Here is a 21,136-nt window from a genome sequence, read left to right as displayed (position 1 = left end):
GCCCTGCTCGACGCCGCCACCACCTTCAGCTGGGTCGCGGTCGAGGGCCACTACCTGCCGCTCGGCTACGGCCGCATCACCGTGTTCGGCAGCCTGCCCGAGGCGTTCTGGAGCCATCTGCGCATCACCAGCACCGACACCGACGAAGTGCTGGTCGTGGACGTCACGCTGATCGCGCCCGACGGCACGGTGCTGGTGCAGATCTCCGACTACGTCCTGCGCAGGATCGACACCGAGGCCGTGGTGTCCGGGGTCGTCACCAGCGCCGACTCCCAGCGCGCCGCCCCCGCCGCGGCCGACGACTCGGCCGGCATCAGGCCGGCCGACGGGGCCGTCTCCCTGCGCAGGCTGCTCGCCGCCCCGCTCGGCCCCCAGGTCGTGGTGGCGGCCAGCACGGTGGCCGAGCTCGTCGCCGGCGTCGGCTCGCTGACCCAGGAGACCGTCGAGACCGAGCTCGATCCGGCGGCGGTCGCCGACCGGCAGGACAAGGCGCCCGCCGAGGGCTACCTCGCCCCGCGCAACGACGCCGAGGCCACGATCGCCCGCCTGTGGGGCGAGGTGCTGGGCGGCGACCACATCGGCGTGGACGACGACTTCTTCGAGCTGGGCGGCAACTCGCTCATCGCGGTCCAGCTCATCGCCCTCATCCGCAAGGAGCTGGGGGTGCGGCTGCCGATGCGCAACCTCTTCGAGGAGCCGACCGTGGCCGGGGTCGCGGCGCTGGTCGACGCCGCCACCGCCGCGGCCCCCGAGCCCGCCCCCGCCGGGCCCGCCACCCAGACCATCCCCCGTCTTCCCCGGAGTTCCGCATGAGCGCAGAGACCAAGGTCGTACGCAACGACGAGGAGCAGTACTCCATCTGGCCCGCCGGCCGGGACAACCCCTCGGGCTGGCACGACGCCGGTTTCTCCGGCACCAAGGACGCCTGTCTGGAACACATCGAGCAGGTGTGGACCGACATGCGGCCGAAGAGTCTGCGAGAGGCCATGGACAGTGAGTGATGCCTTCCCCGCCTCCTCCGGTCAGGAGCGGATGTGGTTCCTTTCGCGCTTCGAGCCCGATCTGGCCGTCTACAACATCGGCATGATCATGCCGATGGCGGCCAGGCAGCCGGTGGACCCGCGCCGGCTGGAGCGGGCGATCGATCTGGTCGTGCGGCGCCATGAGGCGTTGCGCACCACGTTCGACTTCCGGGACGGGCAGGTGGTGCAGATCGTCAGCCCCGGCGCGCCGCCCACGGCGCTGACCGAGACGGACCTGACCCACCTCCCGCGGGACGCCGCCGAGGCGGAGCTGGCCCGCCTGGCCAGGGCGGACGCGGTCCTGCCTTTCGACATGGAACGGGCGCCGCTGTACCGCGGCAGGCACGTCAAGCTGGCCGCGGACGATCTGCGGCTGGCCGTCGTCTTCGATCACACGATCTTCGACGGCGTCTCGTCCATGGTCTTCATGGACGAGGTGGAGGAGTGCTACGACGCGCTCGGCGAGGGCCGGGCGCCGAAGCTGCCCGAACTGCCGATCCAGTTCGCCGACTTCGCCGTGTGGCAGCGCGGCCGGTTGTCCGGCGAGTTCCTGGAGACCGAGCTGGTGCACTGGCGCGAACGGCTGGCCGGGGTGCCCGCCGACCTCGCCCTGCCCGGTGACCGGCCGCGGCCGGCCCGCCGTACCTATCGGGGCGGGATCCGGCTCGGCTCCTACTCCCCCGAGCTGTCGGCGAGCGTGGAGCGGCTGGCCAAGGAGCTCAACACGACGTTGTTCACGGTGATGCTCACCGCGTACGCCGCCGTGCTGTCGCGCTGGTCCGGGATCGACGACATCGTGGTGGGCACGCCGGTCGCGGGACGGCTGCTGCCCGAGACCGAGCCGGTCATCGGCATGTTCGTCAACGCGGTGCCGCTGCGCGTGGACCTGTCGGGCGCGCCCAGCTTCCGCGAGGCCGCCGCCCGCGTGCGGGCGACGGTGGCCGAGGCGCTGGACCACCAGGAGCTGCCGTTCGAGCGGCTCGTGGAGGACCTGCAGCCGGCCCGGGACCTGAGCGTGCCGCCCCTCTATCAGGTGATGTTCAACCTGGCCGTCCGCACCAACGAAGGGCAGATCGCCAACGGCACCGCGAAGGTGGACGTCCAGCTCGACGTCAACATGCGCGACGGGCTGCTGCACACCCGGCTGGAGTACGCCACCGACCTGTTCGACCCGGAGACGATCGAACGCTTCGAGGCCAACCTGCGGACGCTGGTCGAGTCGGCCGCCGCCGACCCCGACCGGACGGTCTCCGCGCTCCCCGTGCTCGCGGAGGACGAGCGTGGGCGCGTGCTGGCCCTCGGAACCGGTGCGCCCGAGGCCGCGCCCGGGACCCTGCACGCGTCGGTCGAGGCCCGGGCCGCCGCGACCCCCGACGCCCCCGCGGTGCTCTTCGGCGAGGTCACGCTCACCTACGCCGAGCTCAACGGCCGCGCCAACCGGCTCGCCCGGCGGTTGCGGCACCTCGGCGTGGAACGCGGCCGGCCGGTCGCGGTCTGCGCGGAACGCTCGCCCGAGCTGGTCGTCGCGCTGCTCGCCGTCCTCAAGGCGGGCGGGGCGTACGTGCCGCTGGATCCCGAGTACCCGCGGGACCGGCTGGAGTTCATGCTCTCCGACTGCGGCGCGCGGGTGCTGCTCACCCAGCGCCACCTGCCCTCCCCCGGGACGATCGAGACGGTGCTGCTGGAGGACGACCACGACCTGGACTCCGGCGATCTCGACCCGGTGACCGGACCGGACGACGCCGCGTACCTCATCTACACCTCGGGCTCGACCGGCCGGCCGAAGGCCGTGGTCAACACCCACCGCGGCATCGTCAACCGGCTCGCCTGGATGCAGGAGGCGTTCGGCCTGACGGCCGGCGACGTGGTGATGCAGAAGACCCCGACCAGCTTCGACGTGTCGGTGTGGGAGTTCTTCTGGCCGCTGCTCCAGGGCGCCTGCCTCGTCCCGGTACGGCCGGGCGGCCACCGCGACCCGGCCCACCAGCGCGACCTGATCAAGCGGCACGCGGTGACCACGATGCACTTCGTGCCGTCGATGCTCGCCCTCTTCCTGGAGGAGGCGAACATCGAGTCGTGCGCGTCCCTGCGGCGCGTGGTGTGCAGCGGCGAGGAGCTGCCCCCCAGGATGGCGGCCCGCTTCTTCGAGCGCCTGCCCGGCGTGGAGCTGCACAACCTCTACGGCCCCACCGAGGCGGCCGTGGACGTCTCCTGGCACGCCTGCCGGCCGGGCGAGACGGTGATCCCCATCGGCCGCCCGATGCCCGGCTGCCGCCTGCACGTCCTGGACGGGAACCTGGAGCCGATGCCCGTCGGCGTACCCGGTCAGCTGTACATCGGCGGCGTCCAGGTGGCCCGCGGCTACGCGGGACGGCCGGGGCTGACGGCCGAGCGCTTCGTCCCCGACCCGTACGGGCCGCCGGGCGCGCGCCTGTACGCCACCGGCGACCTGGCCAGGCTGCGCGCCGACGGCGAGCTGGAGTTCCTCGGCCGCATCGACGACCAGGTGAAGGTGCACGGCTGGCGGGTCGAGCTGGGCGAGGTCGAGGCGGCGCTGGCCGCCGATCCCCGGGTGCGCGGGGTCGTGGTCGCCCTGCGCGACGACGCGCCGGGCGGCCAGGGGCTGGTGGCCTACGTGGACTGGACCGGCGAGCCGAACCAGTTGTCGCACGAGATGCGGACCGGGCCGGCGCGCACGTTGCCGGCGGCGCTGGTGCCGCAGGCGTTCGTGCAGGTCACCGAGTTCCCCTTGGGCCCGAGCGGGAAGCTCGACCGCGCCGCGCTGCCGCCGCCCACCGGGCCCGGCCGCGGCGATCTCGGCACCACCTACGTCGCGCCGGAGACGCCGCTCGAGGAGGAGCTGTGCGCGCTCTGGGGCGAGTTGTTGGGCCGTGAGCGGGTGGGCGCCGAGGATGACTTCTTCGCGCTCGGCGGACACTCGCTGCTGGCCGTCCTGCTGATCACCAGGTATCGGGAGGCGTACGGGATCGAGATGGACCTGCGGGCCTGCTTCGAGCTCACGACGGTGGCCGAGCACGCGCTGGCCGTACTCGAACTCCAGCTCGGCGACGTCGAGCTGGACGATCTCCTCGCGGAGGACGCGGACGGATGAGCGAGGTGAGAGGGCGGCTGGCCCGCCTCAGCCCGGAACAGCGCGCGGCGCTGGAGCGCAGGCTCCAGCGGCAGCCGAAGGCCCGGCCCGCCGGGATTCCCGCGCGCAGCGATCCGGACGCGCCCGCGCCGCTCTCCTACGGGCAGGAGCGGCTCTGGTTCCTGCAGCGGCTCGACCCCGCCGACGCCTCCTACAACATGTACATGGTGCAGCGGCTGCGCGGCGAGTTGTCCGTCCCGGACCTGGCCAGGGCGCTGACCACCGTGGCGGCCCGGCACCCGATGCTGCGGGCCCGCTTCCCCGCCGTCGAGGGCAGCCCGGTCCAGGTCGTCGAGCCTGAGCTGACGCTCGAACCGGTGCTGGTGGACCTCGCGGACCTGCCCGCGTCCGAACGGGAGGCGCGCGCCACGCAGATCGTGGCCGAGCTGACCAACACGCCGTTCGACCTGGCCACGGGCCCGCTGGTGCGGGTACACCTGATCACGCTGTCGGCGACCGATCACGTGCTCTGCCTGGTTCTGCACCACCTGGTGGCCGACGGCTGGTCGCTCAAGATCGTCTTTTCCGAGCTGGTCGCCTGCTACGCCGGGAACGCGGCCTCCCTGAGCACCCCCTCGGTCGACTACCGTGACTTCGCGGCCTGGCAGCGTGGCCGCGAGCCGTCGCAGGAGTCCCTGGACTACTGGCGCGGCCGGCTCGACGGCGTGCAGCCGCTCGACCTGCCCACGGATCGGCCGCGGCCGGCCGTACGCGTGCCCAGCGGCGACTACTGCGCGCGCCGCATCGGCCCCGAGCTGACGGCCCGCCTGGAGAAGCTGGCCAGGGACGAGCGCGGCACGCTCTTCATGGTCCTGCTGGCCGCCTACCAGCTCCTGCTGGGCGCGCACTGCGGCACGGACGACCTCACGGTCGGCTCGGTCATCGCCGGACGCGACCGCCCGGAACTCCAGGACGTCGTCGGTTTCTTCCCCGAGACGCTCGTGCTGCGCGGCGACCTGTCCGGCGACCCGTCCTTCCGCACGCTGCTCGCGCGGACCAGGGCGACGGTCCTGGACGCGTTCGCGCACCAGGACATCCCCTTCGAACGCCTGCTCAACGACCTCGGCATCCGCCGCGACCTGAGCACGACACCGCTGTTCCAGGCGATGTTCGTGATCCAGGACAAGGAGGCCGCCGCCCTGCCGCTGCCCGGCGTCGAGGCGGAGATGTTCGACCCGGGGGCCACGCAGGCGAAGTTCGACCTGATGCTGGACATCACCCAGTTCGACGGCTCCCTCTGGGCGATGTTGTCCTACGCCGGCGACCTGTTCGAGGAGGAGACCGCGACGCGGTTGCTGCGGCGGTGGGAGCGGGTGCTGGAGGCGGTCGCGGACGACCCGGGCGCGCCGCTGTCCGCGCTGCGCGCGGCCATGACGCTGCCCGAGGACAGGCCGCCGGTCCTCGACACCCCGCAGCCGCCCGCGCGCGACGTGCTCGACCTGTTCCACGAGCGTGTACGGCTGGCGCCCGGCGCACCGGCGGTGAGCCACGGCACCCGCCGGGTCACCTACGCCGAACTGGACGCCATGGCCACCGCGCTGGCGGGACGCCTGTCCGCCTCCGGGGTCGGCCCGGACACGGTGGTGGGCCTGCGCGCCGGGCGCTCGGTGGAGCTGATCGCCGGGATGCTCGCCGTCGGCAAGGCGGGCGGCGCCTACCTGCCGCTCGACCCGGCCTACCCGCCGGAGCGGCTGCGGCGGATGGCGGCGGACGCGGGCGCGGCCCTGGTGCTGGACGAGGATGATCTACGCGAATCCGAAGAATCGTCCTTCGTCGCAGTGCCGGGCTCGCTGGCGTACGTGATCTACACCTCGGGCTCGACCGGGCGTCCCAAGGGCGTGGAGGTGCCGCGCGAGGCGCTCGCGTCGCGGGTGAGCTGGATGCGGGCCCACTACGAGCTCGGGCCGGGCGACCGCGTCCTGCAGTTCGCCTCGCCGAGCTTCGACACGCACGCCGAGGAGATCTACCCGACGCTGGCCGCCGGCGCCGAACTGGTCCTGTGCCCGGACGACCCGCTGCCCGACTTCCTGAAGACCCCGGAGGGTGCCGCGCTCACCGTGCTGGACCTGCCCACGTCGTACTGGCAGGAACTGGTGGCCATGGGGGTCGAATGGCCGCCCGGTCTCCGGCTGCTCATCCTGGGCGCCGACCCGCTGCCCGGCCCCGTCCTGGCCACCTGGTACGCGTCCGGGCCCCCGGGCGTCCGCCTGGTCAACAGCTACGGCCCCACCGAGGCCACGATCATCGCCGCCACCGCCGACATGGACCCCGCCGAGGCGCCGCGCCGCCCGACCGTGGGCGTCGCCCTGCCCGGCACCACGCTCCAGGTGCTGGCCCCCGACGGGCTCCCGGTGCCGCCCGGTGCCGCGGGCGAGCTGTACATCGGCGGCAGCGGCCTGGCTCGCGGCTACCGGGGCGCGCCCGCCCTCACGGCCGAGCGCTTCGTCCCCGGCCCCGACGGCTCACGCCTCTACCGCACTGGCGATCGGGCCCGCTTCCGCCTGGACGGGAGGCTGGAGATCCTCGGCCGCCTGGACCGGCAGGTGAAGGTGCGCGGTTTCCGCGTGGAGCCGGGCGAGGTGGAGTCCGCGCTGCTGGCCCACCCGTCGGTACGGCAGGCCACCGTGGTGGTCCGCGACGACCGCCTGATCGCCTACGCCGTCCACGACGCCGGGGACGCGTTACGCGAACACCTCGCCGCCGAGCTGCCCCCGCACATGGTGCCCAGCGCGATCGTCCCGCTCGACCGCATCCCGCTGACGCCCGGTGGCAAGGTCGACCGGGACGCCCTGCCCGATCCGGGCCGGCCGCGAAGCGCTGCGTACGAGCCGCCGGCCGGCGCGGCCGAGGAGCTCGTCTGCATGGTGTGGTCCGAGGTGCTGGGGCTGGACCGGGTGGGCGTGCTGGACGACTTCTTCCAGCTCGGCGGCCACTCGCTGCTGGCCACCAGGACCACGGCCCGCATCGCCGCGGCCACCGAGCTGGAGGTGCCGCTCAAGCTGGCCTTCACCCACCCGACGCCACGCCTGCTGGCCGCGGCCCTGGAACACCTGGCCGAGGAGGCCGACGAGCGTGGATGAGCGGCATGCGCGCGTGCAGGCCCGCTTCCGCAAGGCGATCGCGGGCCTGGGCGCCACGGAACAGATCCCGCGACGCGCCGAGGGCAGCGATCCGCCGCTGTCGTTCGCGCAGGAGCGGCTGTGGTTCATGGAGCAGTTCGCCCCCGGGACGAGCGCCTACGTGCTGCCCGTGTCGGCCAGGCTCCGGGGCCCGCTGGACGTCGAACGGCTGCGGCGCTCGCTCGACGCCGTGGTCGCCCGGCACGAGAGCCTGCGCATGACCTTCCCGGCCGGCCCCGACGGGCGGCCGGAGGTGCGGGTGGCGGATCGGGTACGGGTCCCGCTGCGCGTCGTGGACGTGACGACGGAGGCGGCGGCCAGGCAGGTGCTCAGCGCCGACGCCGCGCTCCCCTTCGAGCTGGCGGCCGGTCCGCTGCTGCGCGCCACCCTGGTACGCCTGGCGCCCGACGACCACGCGCTGCTGGTCGCCGTCCATCACATCGTCGCCGACGGCTGGTCGGCCGACCTCGTCATGCGCGAACTCCTGGAGCCGCCGGAGAGCGGGCCGCCGCTCGGTTACGGCGACTACGCGTCGTGGCAGCGAGAGCGGCTGAGCGGCGCGCGCCTGGCCGGCGACCTGGCGTTCTGGCGCGCCGAGCTGGACGGGTTGCAGGCGCTCGAACTGCCTCTGGACCGGCCGCGCCCGCCTCGGCAGGGCTTCCGGGGCGGCTGGCACGACGTCGAGCTGGACGTGGCGGCCTTCCGCGAGTTGTGCCGGGCCGAGGGGGCGACGCTCTACATGGGGCTGCTCGCCGCCTTCCAGGTGCTGCTGGCCCGCTGGTCCGGCATGACCGGCTTCGCGGTGGGGTCGCCGGTGGCCGGACGGACCCGGCCGGAGTTCGAGGAGATGGTCGGGCTGTTCGTCAACCTGCTCCCGCTGCGGGCGCGGCTGGCGGGCGATCCCGGATTCGCCGAGCTGCTGCGCCGTACGCGGGACGGCGCGATCGAGGTCTACGGCCACCAGGAGCTGCCCTTCGAGAAGCTGGTCGCCGAGCTGGACCCCGAACGCGACGTCAGCCGCCCGCCGCTGGTCCAGGTGCTGTTCGCGTTGCAGAGCTATCGCGACGGCGGCGAGGGCTTCGAGCCGGACAGCACGACCACCCGCTTCGACCTGGAGCTCTACGCCGCCGAGCGCGGCGAGCTGGTGGAGGGCCGTCTCGTCTACAACGCCGAGTTGTTCCGGCCGGAGACGATCGAGCGGCTGGCCCGGCGGTTCGCCGCGCTCCTGCGCGCGGTGGTGGCGACGCCCGACGTGCCGGTGGGACGACTGGACATCCTGCCCCCCGAAGAGCGGGAGCAGCTCTCGCGGTGGAACGCCACCGCCCGGGAGCATCCTGGCGGGACCCTGCACGAGCTGGTCTTCGAGCAGGCGGAGCGCACCCCGGACGCGACGGCGCTCGTCTTCGAGGGCGACCGGCTGACCTACCGCGAGCTGGCCGAACGGGCCCGCGGGGTGGCGGCCCGCCTGGGTCCTCGGGTGGACCAGCCGATCGGCGTCAGCATGGAACGCGGGCTGGACCTGCCGGTCGTCCTCCTCGGGGTGCTGGCGGCCGGTGGCGCCTACCTGCCGCTCGATCCGGACCACCCGGCGGAGCGGACGCGCGGCATGCTGGCCGACGCCGGCGCCGACCTGGTGCTGACGGCGGCGGACGCGACCGCGGCCCCGGCGCCCGTCGTGCGGGTGCGCGAGGACAACCTGGCCTACGTCATCTTCACCTCCGGCTCCACCGGACGGCCCAAAGGCGTCGGCGTCTCCCACCGCGCCATCGTCAACCGGCTGCGCTGGATGCAGGACACCTTCCGGCTCACCCCCCAGGACCGCGTCCTGCACAAGACACCCACCACCTTCGACGTCTCGGTCTGGGAACTGTTCTGGCCCCTCATCACCGGCGCCACCATGGTCATCGCCCGGCCCGGCGGCCACCGCGACACCGCCTACCTACGCGACCTGATCAAGACCGAGAACATCACCACCACGCACTTCGTCCCCTCGATGTTGCAGGCATTCCTGGAAGAGGAAGGCGTCCAACCCCCAGCACGGATCATCTGCTCCGGCGAAGCCCTTCCCCCCGGCCACCACCTGCCCGGACTCCACAACCTCTACGGCCCCACCGAAGCCGCCGTAGACGTCTCCTGGCACCCCTGCCAACCCGAAGAAACCCTGGTCCCCATCGGCAAGCCCATCGACAACACCACCCTCCACGTCCTCGACCAGAACCTCCAAGAAGTCCCCATCGGCACCCCCGGCGAACTCCACATCGGCGGCATCCAACTAGCCCGCGGCTACCTCGGCAAACCAGCACTCACCGCCGAACGCTTCATCCCCGCCCCCAACGGCCAACGCCTCTACAAGACCGGCGACCTCGCCCGCTGGCTCCCCACCGGCGAACTCGAATACCTCGGCCGCACCGACCACCAGGTCAAGATCCGCGGCATGCGCGTGGAGCTGGGCGAGATCGAAGCCGTCCTGCGCGCACAACCCGGCGTCACGGGAGCGGCGGCCAAGCTCGTGGACGGCCGCCTGGTCGGCTACGTCGTCGGTGACACCCCGGACCTGTCCGACCTGCTGCCGGACTTCATGATCCCGACGGCGTGGGTGCGGCTGGACCGCCTGCCCGTGACCTCCAACGGCAAGCTCGACCGCGCCGCCCTCCCCGCGCCCGAGCGCCCGGCCGACCTGCCGTGGGAGCCGCCACGCGGCGAGGCGGAACGCGCCGTCGCGCAGGTCTGGCAGGAGGTTCTCGGCCTCGACCGGGCCGGCCGGAACGACACCTTCTTCGCCGTCGGCGGCGACTCGATCAGCAGTCTCAAGGTCGTGGCCCGGCTGCGCGCCATGGGCTACGGCGTGGAACTGCAGCACCTGTTCACCCACCAGGCGGTCGCCGAACTGGCCGCCGTCCTGCGGCCGCGGGAGGCCGTACCGGAAACCACGGCGGGAGCCTTCGACCTGCTCAGCCTGGCGGACAGAGAGAGGCTCACCCGATGATCACCGACGCCTACCCGCTCAGCGCCCTCCAGGCCGGGATGCTGTACCACAGCGAGCTGGACGGCGTGACCTTCCATGACCACACCACGCTCACGCTGCGCGGCACGTTCGACGAGGCGGCGCTGGTCAGGGCGCTGGACGAGCTGTCGGCCCGGCACGAGGTGCTGCGGACGTCCTTCGACCTGACCGGGTTCAGCGAGCCCGTCCAGCTCGTGCACGACCGCGCGGAGATCCCGCTGACCGTCTCCGGCGGCGAGCCGGAGTACGGGCCGTTCGACTGGACGCGGGCTCCCCTGCTGCGCGTCCACGTGCGGCCCGAGGCCGACCGGTTCGCGCTGACCGTCTACTTCCACCACGCGATCCTCGACGGGTGGAGCGTGGCGAGGCTGGTCAGCGAACTGCTGGAGCGCTATGCGACCCCCGGGCTGCCGGTGGACCCGCCGGCGGCGCGCTTCCGCGACCTGGTGGCGGCCGAGAAGGCCATGCTCGCCCGGCCGGAGGCGGCGGAGTTCTGGCGGGAGGCGATCGCCGAGGCGCCGGAGGGCCGGCTGCCCCGGATGCCCGGCTACCCCACCGGCGGACCGCGCAAGGTCGAGGTGCTCGCCACGGCGCTCCCCGGCGACCTGGCGAAGGCGCTGACCGAGGAGGCGGCCGCCGCCCGGGTGCCCCTGCGCTCGGTGCTGCTCGCGGCGCACGTACGCGTCATGGCCCTGCTCACCGGCGACCCGGACGTCCTCACCGGGATGCTCACGCACAGCCGTCCGGAGAGCGAGGCCGGTGACGAGGTGCTCGGGCTGTTCCTCAACACCGTCCCGCTGCGCGCCCGCGCCGACGCCCCCGACCTGGTCCGGCGGGTCTTCCAGGCGGAGGTGGCGGCGCTGCCGTACCGGCACTTCCCGCTCTTCGAGATCCAGCGGGCCAGCGGTCGCGCGCGCCTGCTGGACACGCACGTGGACTTCCGCGACTTCCACGTACGGGGCGCCGCCGCCACGCCCATCGAGGGCCAGGACTTCTTCGAGCAGACCGACTTCGCCTTCAGCGCGGCCTTCGTCCGGACGCCGGGCGGAGGACTGACGCTGACCGTCTCCTACGACACCACGCAGTTCCCCGCCGACCAGGTCGCGGCGATCCGGGACCACTACCTCCGCGCATTATCCGGAAATATCGGTATCTCGCCGCAGGACGCGGCCCTGCTCTCGCGGTGGAACGCCACCGCCCGGGAGCATCCTGGCGGGACCCTGCACGAGCTGGTCTTCGAGCAGGCGGAGCGCACCCCGGACGCGACGGCGCTCGTCTTCGAGGGCGACCGGCTGACCTACCGCGAGCTGGCCGAACGGGCCCGCGGGGTGGCGGCCCGCCTGGGTCCTCGGGTGGACCAGCCGGTCGGCGTCAGCATGGAACGCGGGCTGGACCTGCCGGTCGTGCTCCTCGGGGTGCTGGCGGCCGGTGGCGCCTACCTGCCGCTCGACCCGGCCGATCCCGAGGAACGGCGCCGCGGCATGCTCGCCGACGCGGGGGCCACGACCGTCCTCACCGCCGCGGGTTCCGGAGGTCGCTTCACTCCGCCGCCGGTGCGCGAGGACAACCTGGCCTACGTCATCTTCACCTCCGGCTCCACCGGACGGCCCAAAGGCGTCGGCGTCTCCCACCGCGCCATCGTCAACCGGCTGCGCTGGATGCAGGACACCTTCCGGCTCACCCCCCAGGACCGCGTCCTGCACAAGACACCCACCACCTTCGACGTCTCGGTCTGGGAACTGTTCTGGCCCCTCATCACCGGCGCCACCATGGTCATCGCCCGGCCCGGCGGCCACCGCGACACCGCCTACCTACGCGACCTGATCAAGACCGAGAACATCACGACTGTCCACTTCGTCCCCTCGATGTTGCAGGCATTCCTGGAAGAAGAGGACATTCAGCCACCCAAGCGGATCATCTGCTCCGGCGAAGCCCTTCCCCCCGGCCACCACCTGCCCGGACTCCACAACCTCTACGGCCCCACCGAAGCCGCCGTAGACGTCTCCTGGCACCCCTGCCAACCCGGAGAACCCACCGTCCCCATCGGCAAGCCCATCGACAACACCACCCTCCACGTCCTCGACCAGAACCTCCACGAAGTCCCCATCGGCACCCCCGGCGAACTCCACATCGGCGGCATCCAACTAGCCCGCGGCTACCTCGGCAAACCCGCACTCACCGCCGAACGCTTCATCCCCGCCCCCAACGGCCAACGCCTCTACAAGACCGGCGACCTCGCCCGCTGGCTCCCCACCGGCGAACTCGAATACCTCGGCCGCACCGACCACCAGGTCAAGATCCGCGGCATGCGGGTCGAACCCGGTGAGATCGAGGCGGCCCTGCGCGCCCAGCCGGGAGTCCGCGACGCGGCCGTCACGGCGTACGGGCACAGCCTGGTCGGCTACGTCGTGGGCGACGTCCCCGACCTCCGGGACGTCCTGCCCGAGCACCTGATCCCGCGTCGGTGGGTGCGCCTGGACGCCCTCCCCCTCACCCGCAGCGGCAAGCTCGACCGGGCCGCGCTGCCCCCGCCGGAGACGGCGGGCGGCCGGCCGTACGTGCCGCCTCGCGACGAGGTGGAGGCGCGCCTCGCCACGCTCTACGAAGAGGTGTTGCAGGTGCCCGCGGCCGGGATCCTGGACGACTTCTTCGAGCTCGGCGGCCACTCGCTGAGCGCCCTGCGGCTGGCCGCCCGCATCCGCCAGGAGCTGGGACGGAACCTGCCCGTGGGCACCGTCCTGACCGCGCCGACGATCGTCGCGCTGGCCAGGGTGCTGCGCCAGCCCGAGGACCTGGCGCCGCCGAGCCACGTCGTGCCGCTCAACCCGGACGGCGACCGTACGCCGATCTTCTTCATCCACGCGCTCGGCGGCCAGGTCTTCCGCTACCACCCGCTGGCCCGCCGCCTCGGCCCCGACCAGCCGGTGTACGCCATCGCCGCGCGCGGGCTCGCGCCCGGCGAGGAGCCGCACGCCACGCTCGCCGAGATGGCCGACGCCTACGTGGCCGACCTGCTGGAGGTCCGGCCGGCGGGGCCGTACGTGCTGGGCGGGTTCTGCATCGGCGGGAACATCGCCCTGGAGGTGGCCAGGCGCCTGCGCGAGCGCGGCGAGCAGGTGCCGCTGGTCGTGCTCCTGTACGCCAACGCCGAGGAGCCCGTGGCCGGCGCGTCGCTGGAGGACGACACGGTCCTGCTGTTCCACGCGCTGGCCGGCGGCCCTGAGGAGACCCTCGGGCTGGACCCGGCCGAACTCGCCGCCCGGTCACCGGAGGAGCGGCTGCTGACGGTCATGGGCGCTGCCTCGGCCGCCGACCGGCTGGCGCCCGACACCGCCGAGGTCGAGCAGGCGCGTCGCTACCTGGCCGTGTTCCGGGCCAACGCGCACGCGGTCGGCGGCTACCGGCACGAGCCCTACGACGGCGACGTCGCGCTCTTCGCGCCCACGCGCGAGGACGGCGGCTGGTCCTCCGTCGCCAAGGGGCGGCTCGCGCACTTCGCGATCCCCGAGGAACGCGTCCCGATCCTGTACGAACCCCTGGTCGCCGGAGCGGCCACCGAGATCAGAAGGTGGATGGATCATGGCATCCCCGACCAGTGAGCAGCAGACGAGCCTCTGGAAGTACCCCGACTTCCTACGGCTGTGGGCAGGCCAGAGCCTGTCGCAGTTCGGCTCGGCGATCAGCCTCTTCGCGTTCCCCGTCATCGCGGTCACCGTCCTGAACGCCTCCGAGGCGGAGATGGGCGTCGTCGGCTTCCTGCTGCGGCTGCCGATGGTGTTCTTCCTCCTGTTCGGCGTGCTCGCCGACCGGGTGCGCAAGCGGCCCATCCTGATCTGGACGGACGTGGCGCGCTTCGTGCTGCTGATGCTGATCCCCGTCGCATGGTTCGCCGACATGCTCACGCTGGCCTGGGTCTACGGCGTCATCTTCGCTCTCGGGCTGCTCAGCACGCTGTTCCAGACGGCCTACCGCAGCTACTTCCCGTTCCTGGTGCCGCGGGAGAACTTCCTGGAGGGCAACTCCAAGCTGCAGCTGACCGAGTCGGCCGCCCAGACGTTCGGACCGGGCCTGGCCGCGGCGCTGCTGAAGGTGCTCGCCGCGCCCGTGCTGTTGATCATCGACGCGGTGTCGTACCTGGCCTCCGCGATCGCGGTGGCACTGATCAGGCGGCCGGAGGCCCGGCCGGAGGCGGACGACACCACCGCCGGGCAGGTGCACCAGGCGATCTGGCAGGGCATGGGCTGGGTGATGCGGCACAAGCTGATCCGGCCGCTGGCCATCTCCTCGGCCGTGTACTCGCTGTTCATCCTGGGCTCGATGAACTCGATCTACGCCCTGTACGTGATCCGCGACCTGGGCGTGCCCGCGGCCTGGTTCGGCAGCATCCTGGCCGGTGGCGGCGTGGGCGCGATCATCGGGGCGCTGATCGCCGTCAAGGTGATGCGGCGCTACGCGATCGGCAAGGTGCTGGTCTGGTCGATGGTGTACGGCAACCTCGCGCTCTTCCTCATCCCGCTGGCCATCGGGCCGGTCTGGGCCTCGGTGGCCATGCTGGTCGTCGCGCAGCTCGTCAGCGGCGTCAGCTCGCAGATCTTCTTCGTCACCAACACCACGCTGGTGCAGACGATCACCCCGCCGCACCTTCAGGGCCGCGTGGTGGCGTCGATCTACTCGCTGGGCCTGATCCCCGCCCCGCTGGGCGCGCTGGGCGCGGGCCTGCTGGCCGGCGCCCTGGGGACGCGTGCGACGCTGTGGGTGGTCGTCGCGATCGGCGCGCTGGTGCCGATCGCGGCGATGGCCTGGTCGCCGCTGGCCAAGCTCATCGGGATGCCGGAGCCAGACTCGCAATGAGCCGTAGCTGACGGCTGCGCAGCCGCCGGGTGGGCGTGACCAGGCCGACGATCAGCGTGGTCGCGCCCGCCTCCTGGTAGGCGGCCATCCGCTCGCGCACCTTGCCCGCGGGACCGCACATGGTCATCGCGTCCACGAGCGCGTCGGGCAGCATCGCCATGGCCTCGCCCTGCCGCCCGGCCAGGAAGGCGTCCTGCATGCGGGCGGCCTCCTGCTCGAAGCCGAGCGTGGCGGCCAGTCGGTTGTAGAAGTTGGTACGGCGCGAGCCCATGCCGCCGAGGTAGAGGGCGAGCATGGGCCGCATCATGTCGTAGGCCAGCTCCTGGTCCTCCTCGACGAGCGTGAGCACCATGGGCGCGATGTCGAGGTCGGCGCCGTTGAGGTGCTTGGCCATCCGGGCCAGGTGGTCGGGCGGGAAGTGGATGGCCAGCCAGCCGTCGGCGAGCTCACCGGCCAGCGCGACGTTCTTGGGGCCCATCGCGGCCAGGTAGACCGGCAGCCGTTCCTGCACCGGCGAGACGGCCAGGGTCAGTTCCTTGCCCTCGCCGCCGGGCAGGGGCAGCGTCATCGTGGCCCCGTCGTGCCGGACCGGCTCGCTCCGCAGCGCCTTGCGCACCACCTGGAGGTAGTCGCGGGCGCGGGCCAGCGGCCGTTCGAAGCGCTCGCCGTGCCAGCCCTCGACCACCTGCGGGCCGGAGAGGCCCACGCCCAGCCGGGCACGTCCGCCGGAGAGCTGGTCGAGGGTGGCCGCCGTCATCGCGGCGACCACGGGTTTGCGTCCCGACATCTGGAGCACGCCGGTGCCCAGCGCGATGCGGTCGGTCTGGCCGGCGATCCAGGCCAGCAGGCTCGCCGGGTCGGTCCCGTAGGTCTCGGCCGCCCACACGGACGAATAGCCCAGAGCCTCCGCCTCCCGTACCAGCGCCAGGTGGTCGGCCGGGCCGAGGCCCGCGCCGCCCCAGTAGCTCATGCTGTAACCGAGGCGCATCCCATCTCCTCAACGATCGCGGCGGCCAGGACGTCCGGAGTCTCCTCGGCCAGCCAGTGGGTGGAGTCGAGCTCCTTCAACGCGGGCCTGTGCACGCTCTGCCGCCGCCAGCCCAGCAGGCCGCCCCTGGTCAGCGAGGCGTCCCGGGCTCCGTACAGGACGGAGACGGGCAGCGGCAGCGGCGGCCCGGGCCGGTGGTGGTAGCCGGCCAGCAGCCCGAAGTCGGCGCGCAGCGCCGGCTCCAGCACCGGCCAGAGCGCTTCCCGGTCGGCCAGTTCCGGCGGGACGCCGCCGAGTTCGATCAGCTGCTCCCAGAACAGCCACGACGGCAGCGACGGCAGGCGGCGCAGCAGCAGGGTCACGTCCGGCGCGGCGAACGAGCCCACGACGAGCCGTTCCGGCCGCCCGCCCAGCTCGACCACGCGACGGCAGACGAGGAAGGCCAGCAACGCCCCGCTGCAATAGCCGAACAGCGTGTACGGCTCGCGCCACCCGGCGAGGTCGCGCGCCAGGTCCTCCACCAGCCCGTCGAGGTCGGTCCGTGGCTCTTCGGCGAGCCTGGCCTGACGCCCCGGCAGGTTGACCGACCACAGGCCCACCTCGGGCGGGAGATGTCCGGCGAGCTCGCCGAGCGAGGCCGGGCCGCCGCCCGCGTGCGGAAAGGCGACCAGCGCCCGCGCCCCCTCCTTGACCTGGACGAACCACGGCGTCATAGGGCGTCCCCCAGATGTAGGGCCAGTTCGGCCGGCGTCGGATGGTCGAACACGGCCCGTACCGAGACGGCACGCCCCGCCAGCTCCTCCAGCGGACCGATCAGCCGGACGGCCAGCACGGAGTGGCCGCCGTTGAGGAAGAAGTTGTCGTGCGGCCCGAGCCCGGGCCGCTTCAGCGCGTCACGCCACAGCGCCACCACCTGCTGGACCAGCCCGTCGCCCGCCTCCCGCGCCGGGGCGCCGCCTTCGTCGGGCACCACCAGCTCGCGGTAGGCGATCTTCCCGTTGGCGGTGGTGGGCAGCCTGTCGGTGACGACGTACCGGGTGGGGACGGCGTAGTCGGGCAGCCGAGTCCTGGCGAAGCGCCACAGCTCCTCCTCGGCGGCCTGGCCGGTGACCTCGACGAAGGCGGCGAGCCGTCCGTCGGTCTGCGGGTCGCCGTCGAGGATCACCGCGGCCGTCCGCACCGCCTCGTGCTCGTGCAGCGCCGCCTCGACCTCGCCGAGCTCGATGCGGTGGCCGCGCAGCTTGATCTGCCGGTCGTCGCGGCCCAGGAGCTCCAGCGTGCCGTCGTGGCGGAACCGCGCGCGGTCGCCGGTCCGGTAGAACCTGCCGTACCGGTCATGGTGCCCGAAGCGCTCGGCCGTCAGCTCCGGCCGGCCGAGGTAGCCCGCGCTCACCCCCGCGCCGGCGACGCACAGCTCGCCCGGCACGCCCGGCGGCAGCTCGCGGCCCGCGGGGTCGGTGACGAAGATCCGGGTGTTGGCCAGCGGCTCCCCCGCCGGGACCGGATCGAGCGGCGGCTCGCGCAGCTCGGCGGCGGTGGACCAGATGGTGGTCTCCGTCGGCCCGTAGACGTTGAACACCCGGCAGCCCAGCTCCAGCAGGTCCCTGGCCAGGGCGGCGGGCATCGGCTCGCCGCCGCACAACACCGTGCGCCCGGCCAGCTCCTGACCGGCTTCCGGCGCGATCAGCCGCCACGCGGTCGGCGTGGCCTGCACGACCTGGACGCCGGACGCGGCGATCAGCTCCAGGAACCTGCCCGGCTGCACCTGGTCCTCGTCCGAGGCCACGACGACGGTGCCGCCGGAGGCCAGCGGCAACAGCAGCTCCAGCCAGGAGATGTCGAAGGAGGTGGTGGTGGACCACAGGACGCTCGCGGGCGCACCCAGCCGGTCGGCGAAGTCGAGCACGAGGTTCGTCAGGTTCTCGTGCGTGACCTGCACGCCCTTGGGTCGCCCGGTGGAGCCGGAGGTGTAGATGACATAAGCGATGTTTCCGTACTCGCCGGGGACGGGTTCCCCCAGCGTGCCGGGCATCGGCACGACCGGCGTCCCACCCGCCCACCGCGGCCCGCCCTCCGCGACGACCAGCCGCGCGCCCGAGTCGGCCACCTGGAAGGCGAGGCGCGACTCCGGTTGCCGCACGTCCAGCGGCAGGAACGCCGCCCCCGCCTGCCACACGCCCAGGACCGCCGCCACCAGGTCCGCCGAGCGTCCCAGAGCCAGGGCGACGACGTCGCCGGGGCCCGCCCCTCGCTCGCGCAGCAGGTCGCGGACCGCCGCCGCGCGGCCCAGCAGCTCGTCGTAGCCGACCTCGCGCCCGCCCTCGCGCACCGCCACGGCCGGGCCCGGCAGGATGCGCCCGGCCAGTGTGCCTGGCCAGGCGCGGCGCGTGTCGTTGACCCGGTCGAGCAGCGCCCGGTCCGCCGGCGAGAGCACGTCCGGCACCCCGCCGCGCGCCGCCTGCCGCACCACCGCGCACATCCTGGCCGTGAACGCCCCGATCTCGTCCTCGTCGTGCACCTCGGTGCTGTGCACCATGCGGACGGTGAGCCGGTCCGGCTCCTGGATGACGTTGCACTGCAGGTCCAGGCGGCTGCGGTCGATCAGGTTGTCGACGTACCCGGGCACCTCGCCCTGGATGTGCACCTTCTCGTCGCTCCAGGGCCGGTAGTTGAACATGTGCCGGAACAGCGGGACGCGCCAGTCGTCCGTGCCGTGCCCGCGGCGGGTCAGCACCGCCTCCACCGAGGCGCCGGCGTGCTCGACCCCCTCCGCGAAGGCGTCCTCCACGCGCCTGGCGACCTGCTCGAAGTCGTCGTCCAGCTCGACGTGGACGCGCAGCGGCAGTGTGCTCACGGCGTAGCCGACGCGTTTGTGCTCCTCGCCCGTCTTGGTGCTGACCGGCATGCCGATCACCAGGTCCGGGCCGGCGCCGTGCCCGCGCAGCGTCAGCAGGAAGGCGGTGGCCAGCACGATGTTGCCGGTGGTGCGCAGCCCGGCCCGCAGCTCGTCCAGGGCCGCCACCGTCTCGGCGTCGACCTGCCACGAGCAGGTGTGCCCGGCGAACGTCGGACGGCCCGGCGAGTGCCTGCTGCCCGGCAGCACCATGGCGGCCGGGTCGACGCCGTCGAGCCGGTCCAGCCAGTAGCCGATCGACTCCTCCGACGGCTCACCCGGCTCCAGCATCGGCGCGGGCCCGGCCAGCTCGGGAGGCAGCGTGCCGTGCCCGGTCTGGCTGTCGTAGAAGCGGCCCAGCTCCTCCACCAGGAGCTGCATGGACGTGCCGTCGATGATGATGTGGTGGCCGGCCAGGCACACCACGGTCCCGGCGCCGTCGGGCAGGGTGAAGTGCCCCACCCTGATGAGCAGGTCGCGGCCCAGGTCGAAGGGCTCGTCCAGGAAGGACCGCAGGTCCGCGACCAGCGTCTCCTCCGTCGTGGCCCGCGTCTCGACCTTCAGCTGGGCGTCCTGGGGCGCCACCAGGTGCCTGACGGGTGCCCCGTCCACCACGGGGAACCGCAGGCGCAACGCCGGATGTCGCTTGAGCAGCCGGTTCACCGCGATCTGCAGCGGCAGCCTGCGCAGCGGCGTCCGGAACCTGAGCGCCACCGCCAGGTTCGAGACGCCGCTGTCCGGCGCGAGCTGCTCCAGGACCCAGAAGGAGTACGGGACCGCCGGCAGCGGACGCGGCTCCTCCACGGAGGCGGGCAGCTCCGGCTGCGGCCTCGGGACGGGGACGCGTTGCAGCGGGTGGTCGGGATCGAGCGCGGCCCAGTCCACCCGGCCGCCGCCCGTCCAGTACCTGGCCACGGCGGCGAGCACTTGCGCGAGGTCACCGCCCGCCCGGACCTCGGCCCCGGACGTCGCCGGCGCGAGGGCGGCGAGCGCCTCGTGCGGCGAAGGGTCGTCCGCGAGGAGTTGCGGGTCCGGGACCGCTGCCAGGACGCCCCAGGCGGCGAGGGTGGCGGCCAGCCCGTAGGCGGTGGCGAAGGCACGTGACACCTCGGCGCCGCGCGCTTCCATCACCTCGGCGCCGCGCGCTTCCATGAGCTCTTCGCACACGTCCACGGCCTCGGTGAACACCCGCTCCACGCCGTACAGGCCGGACGCCTCGGCGGAGATGGCCAGGTGTACCGGCTCCTGCTCGTAGGTGTGCTCCCGGGCCAGCGCGAGTGCGGCCTCCGCGGCGCTCCGGCAGACCACCGCGCCCCTCACGGGGTGGTGGACGCGTCCCTGCTGCAGAGTTCCCACCACGTCGGCGAAGCGGTCCTCCGGCAGTCCGGCGAGGAAGCCGGCCAGGCTTCGCCGTACCGACTCGGCCTCCTCGCGGGTACGGCCGGACCACACCACGACCCGCGGACGGCCGTCGCCCGGCGCGTGCACCGGCGGATAGCCCTCCTCGACCTCCAGGTCGTCGGGCCAGATCACCCGGTGCACCAGGTCGCCGTCGAGCAGCGCCCGGTCGAGGAGCCGCAGGACCAGGGTGCCGCGCAGCGTGCCCGGCGGCAGCTCGCCGGCGTCGGTCACGGCCAGCTCGCACTCCCCGGCCAGCAGCGCCGCGCAGGCCTTGCCCACCCCGCCGTACACCCGGACGGCCTGCGCCCCGGGATCATGCCCGGCCTCCTCGGCCGCCCCCGTCTCCAGCGGGAAGCGCCCCACCGCGATCACCGCGACGGGCTGTTCGTGTGGGGTCACCGACCTTCCTCACGGATCCTGGCGCGCACGTCGCGGCGGCTGCCGCCCAGCGGACGACGGCGGGCGCCGTCCTGCCGGGCGGGGGCGGGCGCCTGGCCCTGCGCGATCAGGTCCGAGAGGGCACGCAGGTTCGGGTGGGTGAACATCGCGGTGACCGGCAGGCTCAGGCCCAGTGCGCCGGTGATCTCCTCGTGCAGCTCGACCAGGGCGAGCGAGTCGAAACCGGCTTCGAAGAAGTTGAGGTCGGGATCGAGAGCGTGGCCTAACCTACGCTCCACGAGAGATGCAACCGCGTCGGCCTGGGTCAT

11 protein-coding genes (1 of these 11 only partly in view) are annotated in these 21,136 nt (G+C 73.2%); 7 read left to right on the top strand and 4 right to left on the bottom strand.

What is annotated here, in order from left to right; translation table 11 throughout:
• The 7 genes in view from ACIHAD_RS20400 to ACIHAD_RS20370 are tightly spaced (each overlapping or abutting the next) and all read left to right on the top strand, a layout consistent with a single transcriptional unit that may run on beyond the window.
• Positions 1-813, top strand: the 3' end of a protein-coding gene (locus tag ACIHAD_RS20400) for an SDR family NAD(P)-dependent oxidoreductase (RefSeq protein WP_397356068.1). The gene continues 4,587 nt to the left of window position 1, outside the view; the window shows 813 of its 5,400 coding nt (coding positions 4,588-5,400); its start codon lies off the left edge, out of view; the stop codon is at positions 811-813.
• A complete protein-coding gene (locus tag ACIHAD_RS20395; protein ID WP_397356067.1) occupies positions 810-1,001 on the top strand; it encodes an MbtH family protein in 192 nt (63 codons plus the stop codon). Before ACIHAD_RS20400 ends, ACIHAD_RS20395 begins: the two co-directional genes overlap by 4 nt.
• On the top strand, positions 994-4,134 hold the full coding sequence (locus tag ACIHAD_RS20390) for an amino acid adenylation domain-containing protein (protein WP_397356066.1): 3,141 nt from the start codon (positions 994-996) through the stop codon (positions 4,132-4,134). The genes ACIHAD_RS20395 and ACIHAD_RS20390 overlap by 8 nt, the downstream gene beginning before the upstream one ends.
• Positions 4,131-7,253: an amino acid adenylation domain-containing protein gene (locus ACIHAD_RS20385; RefSeq protein ID WP_397356065.1), complete on the top strand. Its 3,123-nt coding sequence runs from the start codon at positions 4,131-4,133 to the stop codon at positions 7,251-7,253. Before ACIHAD_RS20390 ends, ACIHAD_RS20385 begins: the two co-directional genes overlap by 4 nt.
• The gene (locus tag ACIHAD_RS20380; protein ID WP_397356064.1) at positions 7,246-10,278 is read left to right on the top strand and encodes an amino acid adenylation domain-containing protein; all 3,033 of its coding nucleotides are present in this window, start codon (positions 7,246-7,248) and stop codon (positions 10,276-10,278) included. Before ACIHAD_RS20385 ends, ACIHAD_RS20380 begins: the two co-directional genes overlap by 8 nt.
• Positions 10,275-13,895 (top strand): amino acid adenylation domain-containing protein, encoded by a 3,621-nt coding sequence (locus ACIHAD_RS20375; protein ID WP_397356063.1) that lies wholly within the window; start codon positions 10,275-10,277, stop codon positions 13,893-13,895. Before ACIHAD_RS20380 ends, ACIHAD_RS20375 begins: the two co-directional genes overlap by 4 nt.
• On the top strand, positions 13,876-15,147 hold the full coding sequence (locus ACIHAD_RS20370; RefSeq protein ID WP_397356062.1) for an MFS transporter: 1,272 nt from the start codon (positions 13,876-13,878) through the stop codon (positions 15,145-15,147). Before ACIHAD_RS20375 ends, ACIHAD_RS20370 begins: the two co-directional genes overlap by 20 nt.
• Here the strand turns inward: ACIHAD_RS20370 and ACIHAD_RS20365 are convergent.
• Genes ACIHAD_RS20365 through ACIHAD_RS20350 form a run of 4 tightly spaced genes read right to left on the bottom strand, consistent with a single transcriptional unit; the run spans position 15,116 to position 21,136 of the window.
• Positions 15,116-16,135 (bottom strand): LLM class F420-dependent oxidoreductase, encoded by a 1,020-nt coding sequence (locus tag ACIHAD_RS20365; protein ID WP_397356061.1) that lies wholly within the window; start codon positions 16,133-16,135, stop codon positions 15,116-15,118. The genes ACIHAD_RS20370 and ACIHAD_RS20365 overlap by 32 nt on opposite strands.
• Entirely contained in the window at positions 16,114-16,848 is a 735-nt protein-coding gene (locus ACIHAD_RS20360) for a thioesterase II family protein (RefSeq protein ID WP_397356060.1), read from the bottom strand. Before ACIHAD_RS20360 ends, ACIHAD_RS20365 begins: the two co-directional genes overlap by 22 nt.
• A complete protein-coding gene (locus ACIHAD_RS20355; protein ID WP_397356059.1) occupies positions 16,845-20,828 on the bottom strand; it encodes an amino acid adenylation domain-containing protein in 3,984 nt (1,327 codons plus the stop codon). The genes ACIHAD_RS20360 and ACIHAD_RS20355 overlap by 4 nt, the downstream gene beginning before the upstream one ends.
• On the bottom strand, positions 20,825-21,136 hold the full coding sequence (locus ACIHAD_RS20350) for an acyl carrier protein (RefSeq protein ID WP_397356058.1): 312 nt from the start codon (positions 21,134-21,136) through the stop codon (positions 20,825-20,827). Before ACIHAD_RS20350 ends, ACIHAD_RS20355 begins: the two co-directional genes overlap by 4 nt.

Origin of the sequence: Nonomuraea sp. NPDC052265 (assembly GCF_044547985.1) — a bacterium.
In the GTDB taxonomy this organism is placed as follows: Bacteria; Actinomycetota; Actinomycetes; order Streptosporangiales; family Streptosporangiaceae; genus Nonomuraea.
The sequence above is the reverse complement of the archived record's forward strand: the minus strand, read 5'-3'. Positions and strand labels throughout refer to the sequence as shown.

Excerpts from the sequence above, each read along its gene's own strand:
- ACIHAD_RS20350 (WP_397356058.1), bottom strand. The coding sequence starts at position 21,136 with ATGACCCAGGCCGACGCGGTTGCATCTCTCGTGGAGCGTAGGTTAGGC.
- ACIHAD_RS20375 (WP_397356063.1), top strand. The coding sequence starts at position 10,275 with ATGATCACCGACGCCTACCCGCTCAGCGCCCTCCAGGCCGGGATGCTG.
- ACIHAD_RS20365 (WP_397356061.1), bottom strand. The coding sequence starts at position 16,135 with ATGCGCCTCGGTTACAGCATGAGCTACTGGGGCGGCGCGGGCCTCGGC.
- ACIHAD_RS20395 (WP_397356067.1), top strand. The coding sequence starts at position 810 with ATGAGCGCAGAGACCAAGGTCGTACGCAACGACGAGGAGCAGTACTCC.
- ACIHAD_RS20360 (WP_397356060.1), bottom strand. The coding sequence starts at position 16,848 with ATGACGCCGTGGTTCGTCCAGGTCAAGGAGGGGGCGCGGGCGCTGGTC.
- ACIHAD_RS20370 (WP_397356062.1), top strand. The coding sequence starts at position 13,876 with ATGGCATCCCCGACCAGTGAGCAGCAGACGAGCCTCTGGAAGTACCCC.
- ACIHAD_RS20385 (WP_397356065.1), top strand. The coding sequence starts at position 4,131 with ATGAGCGAGGTGAGAGGGCGGCTGGCCCGCCTCAGCCCGGAACAGCGC.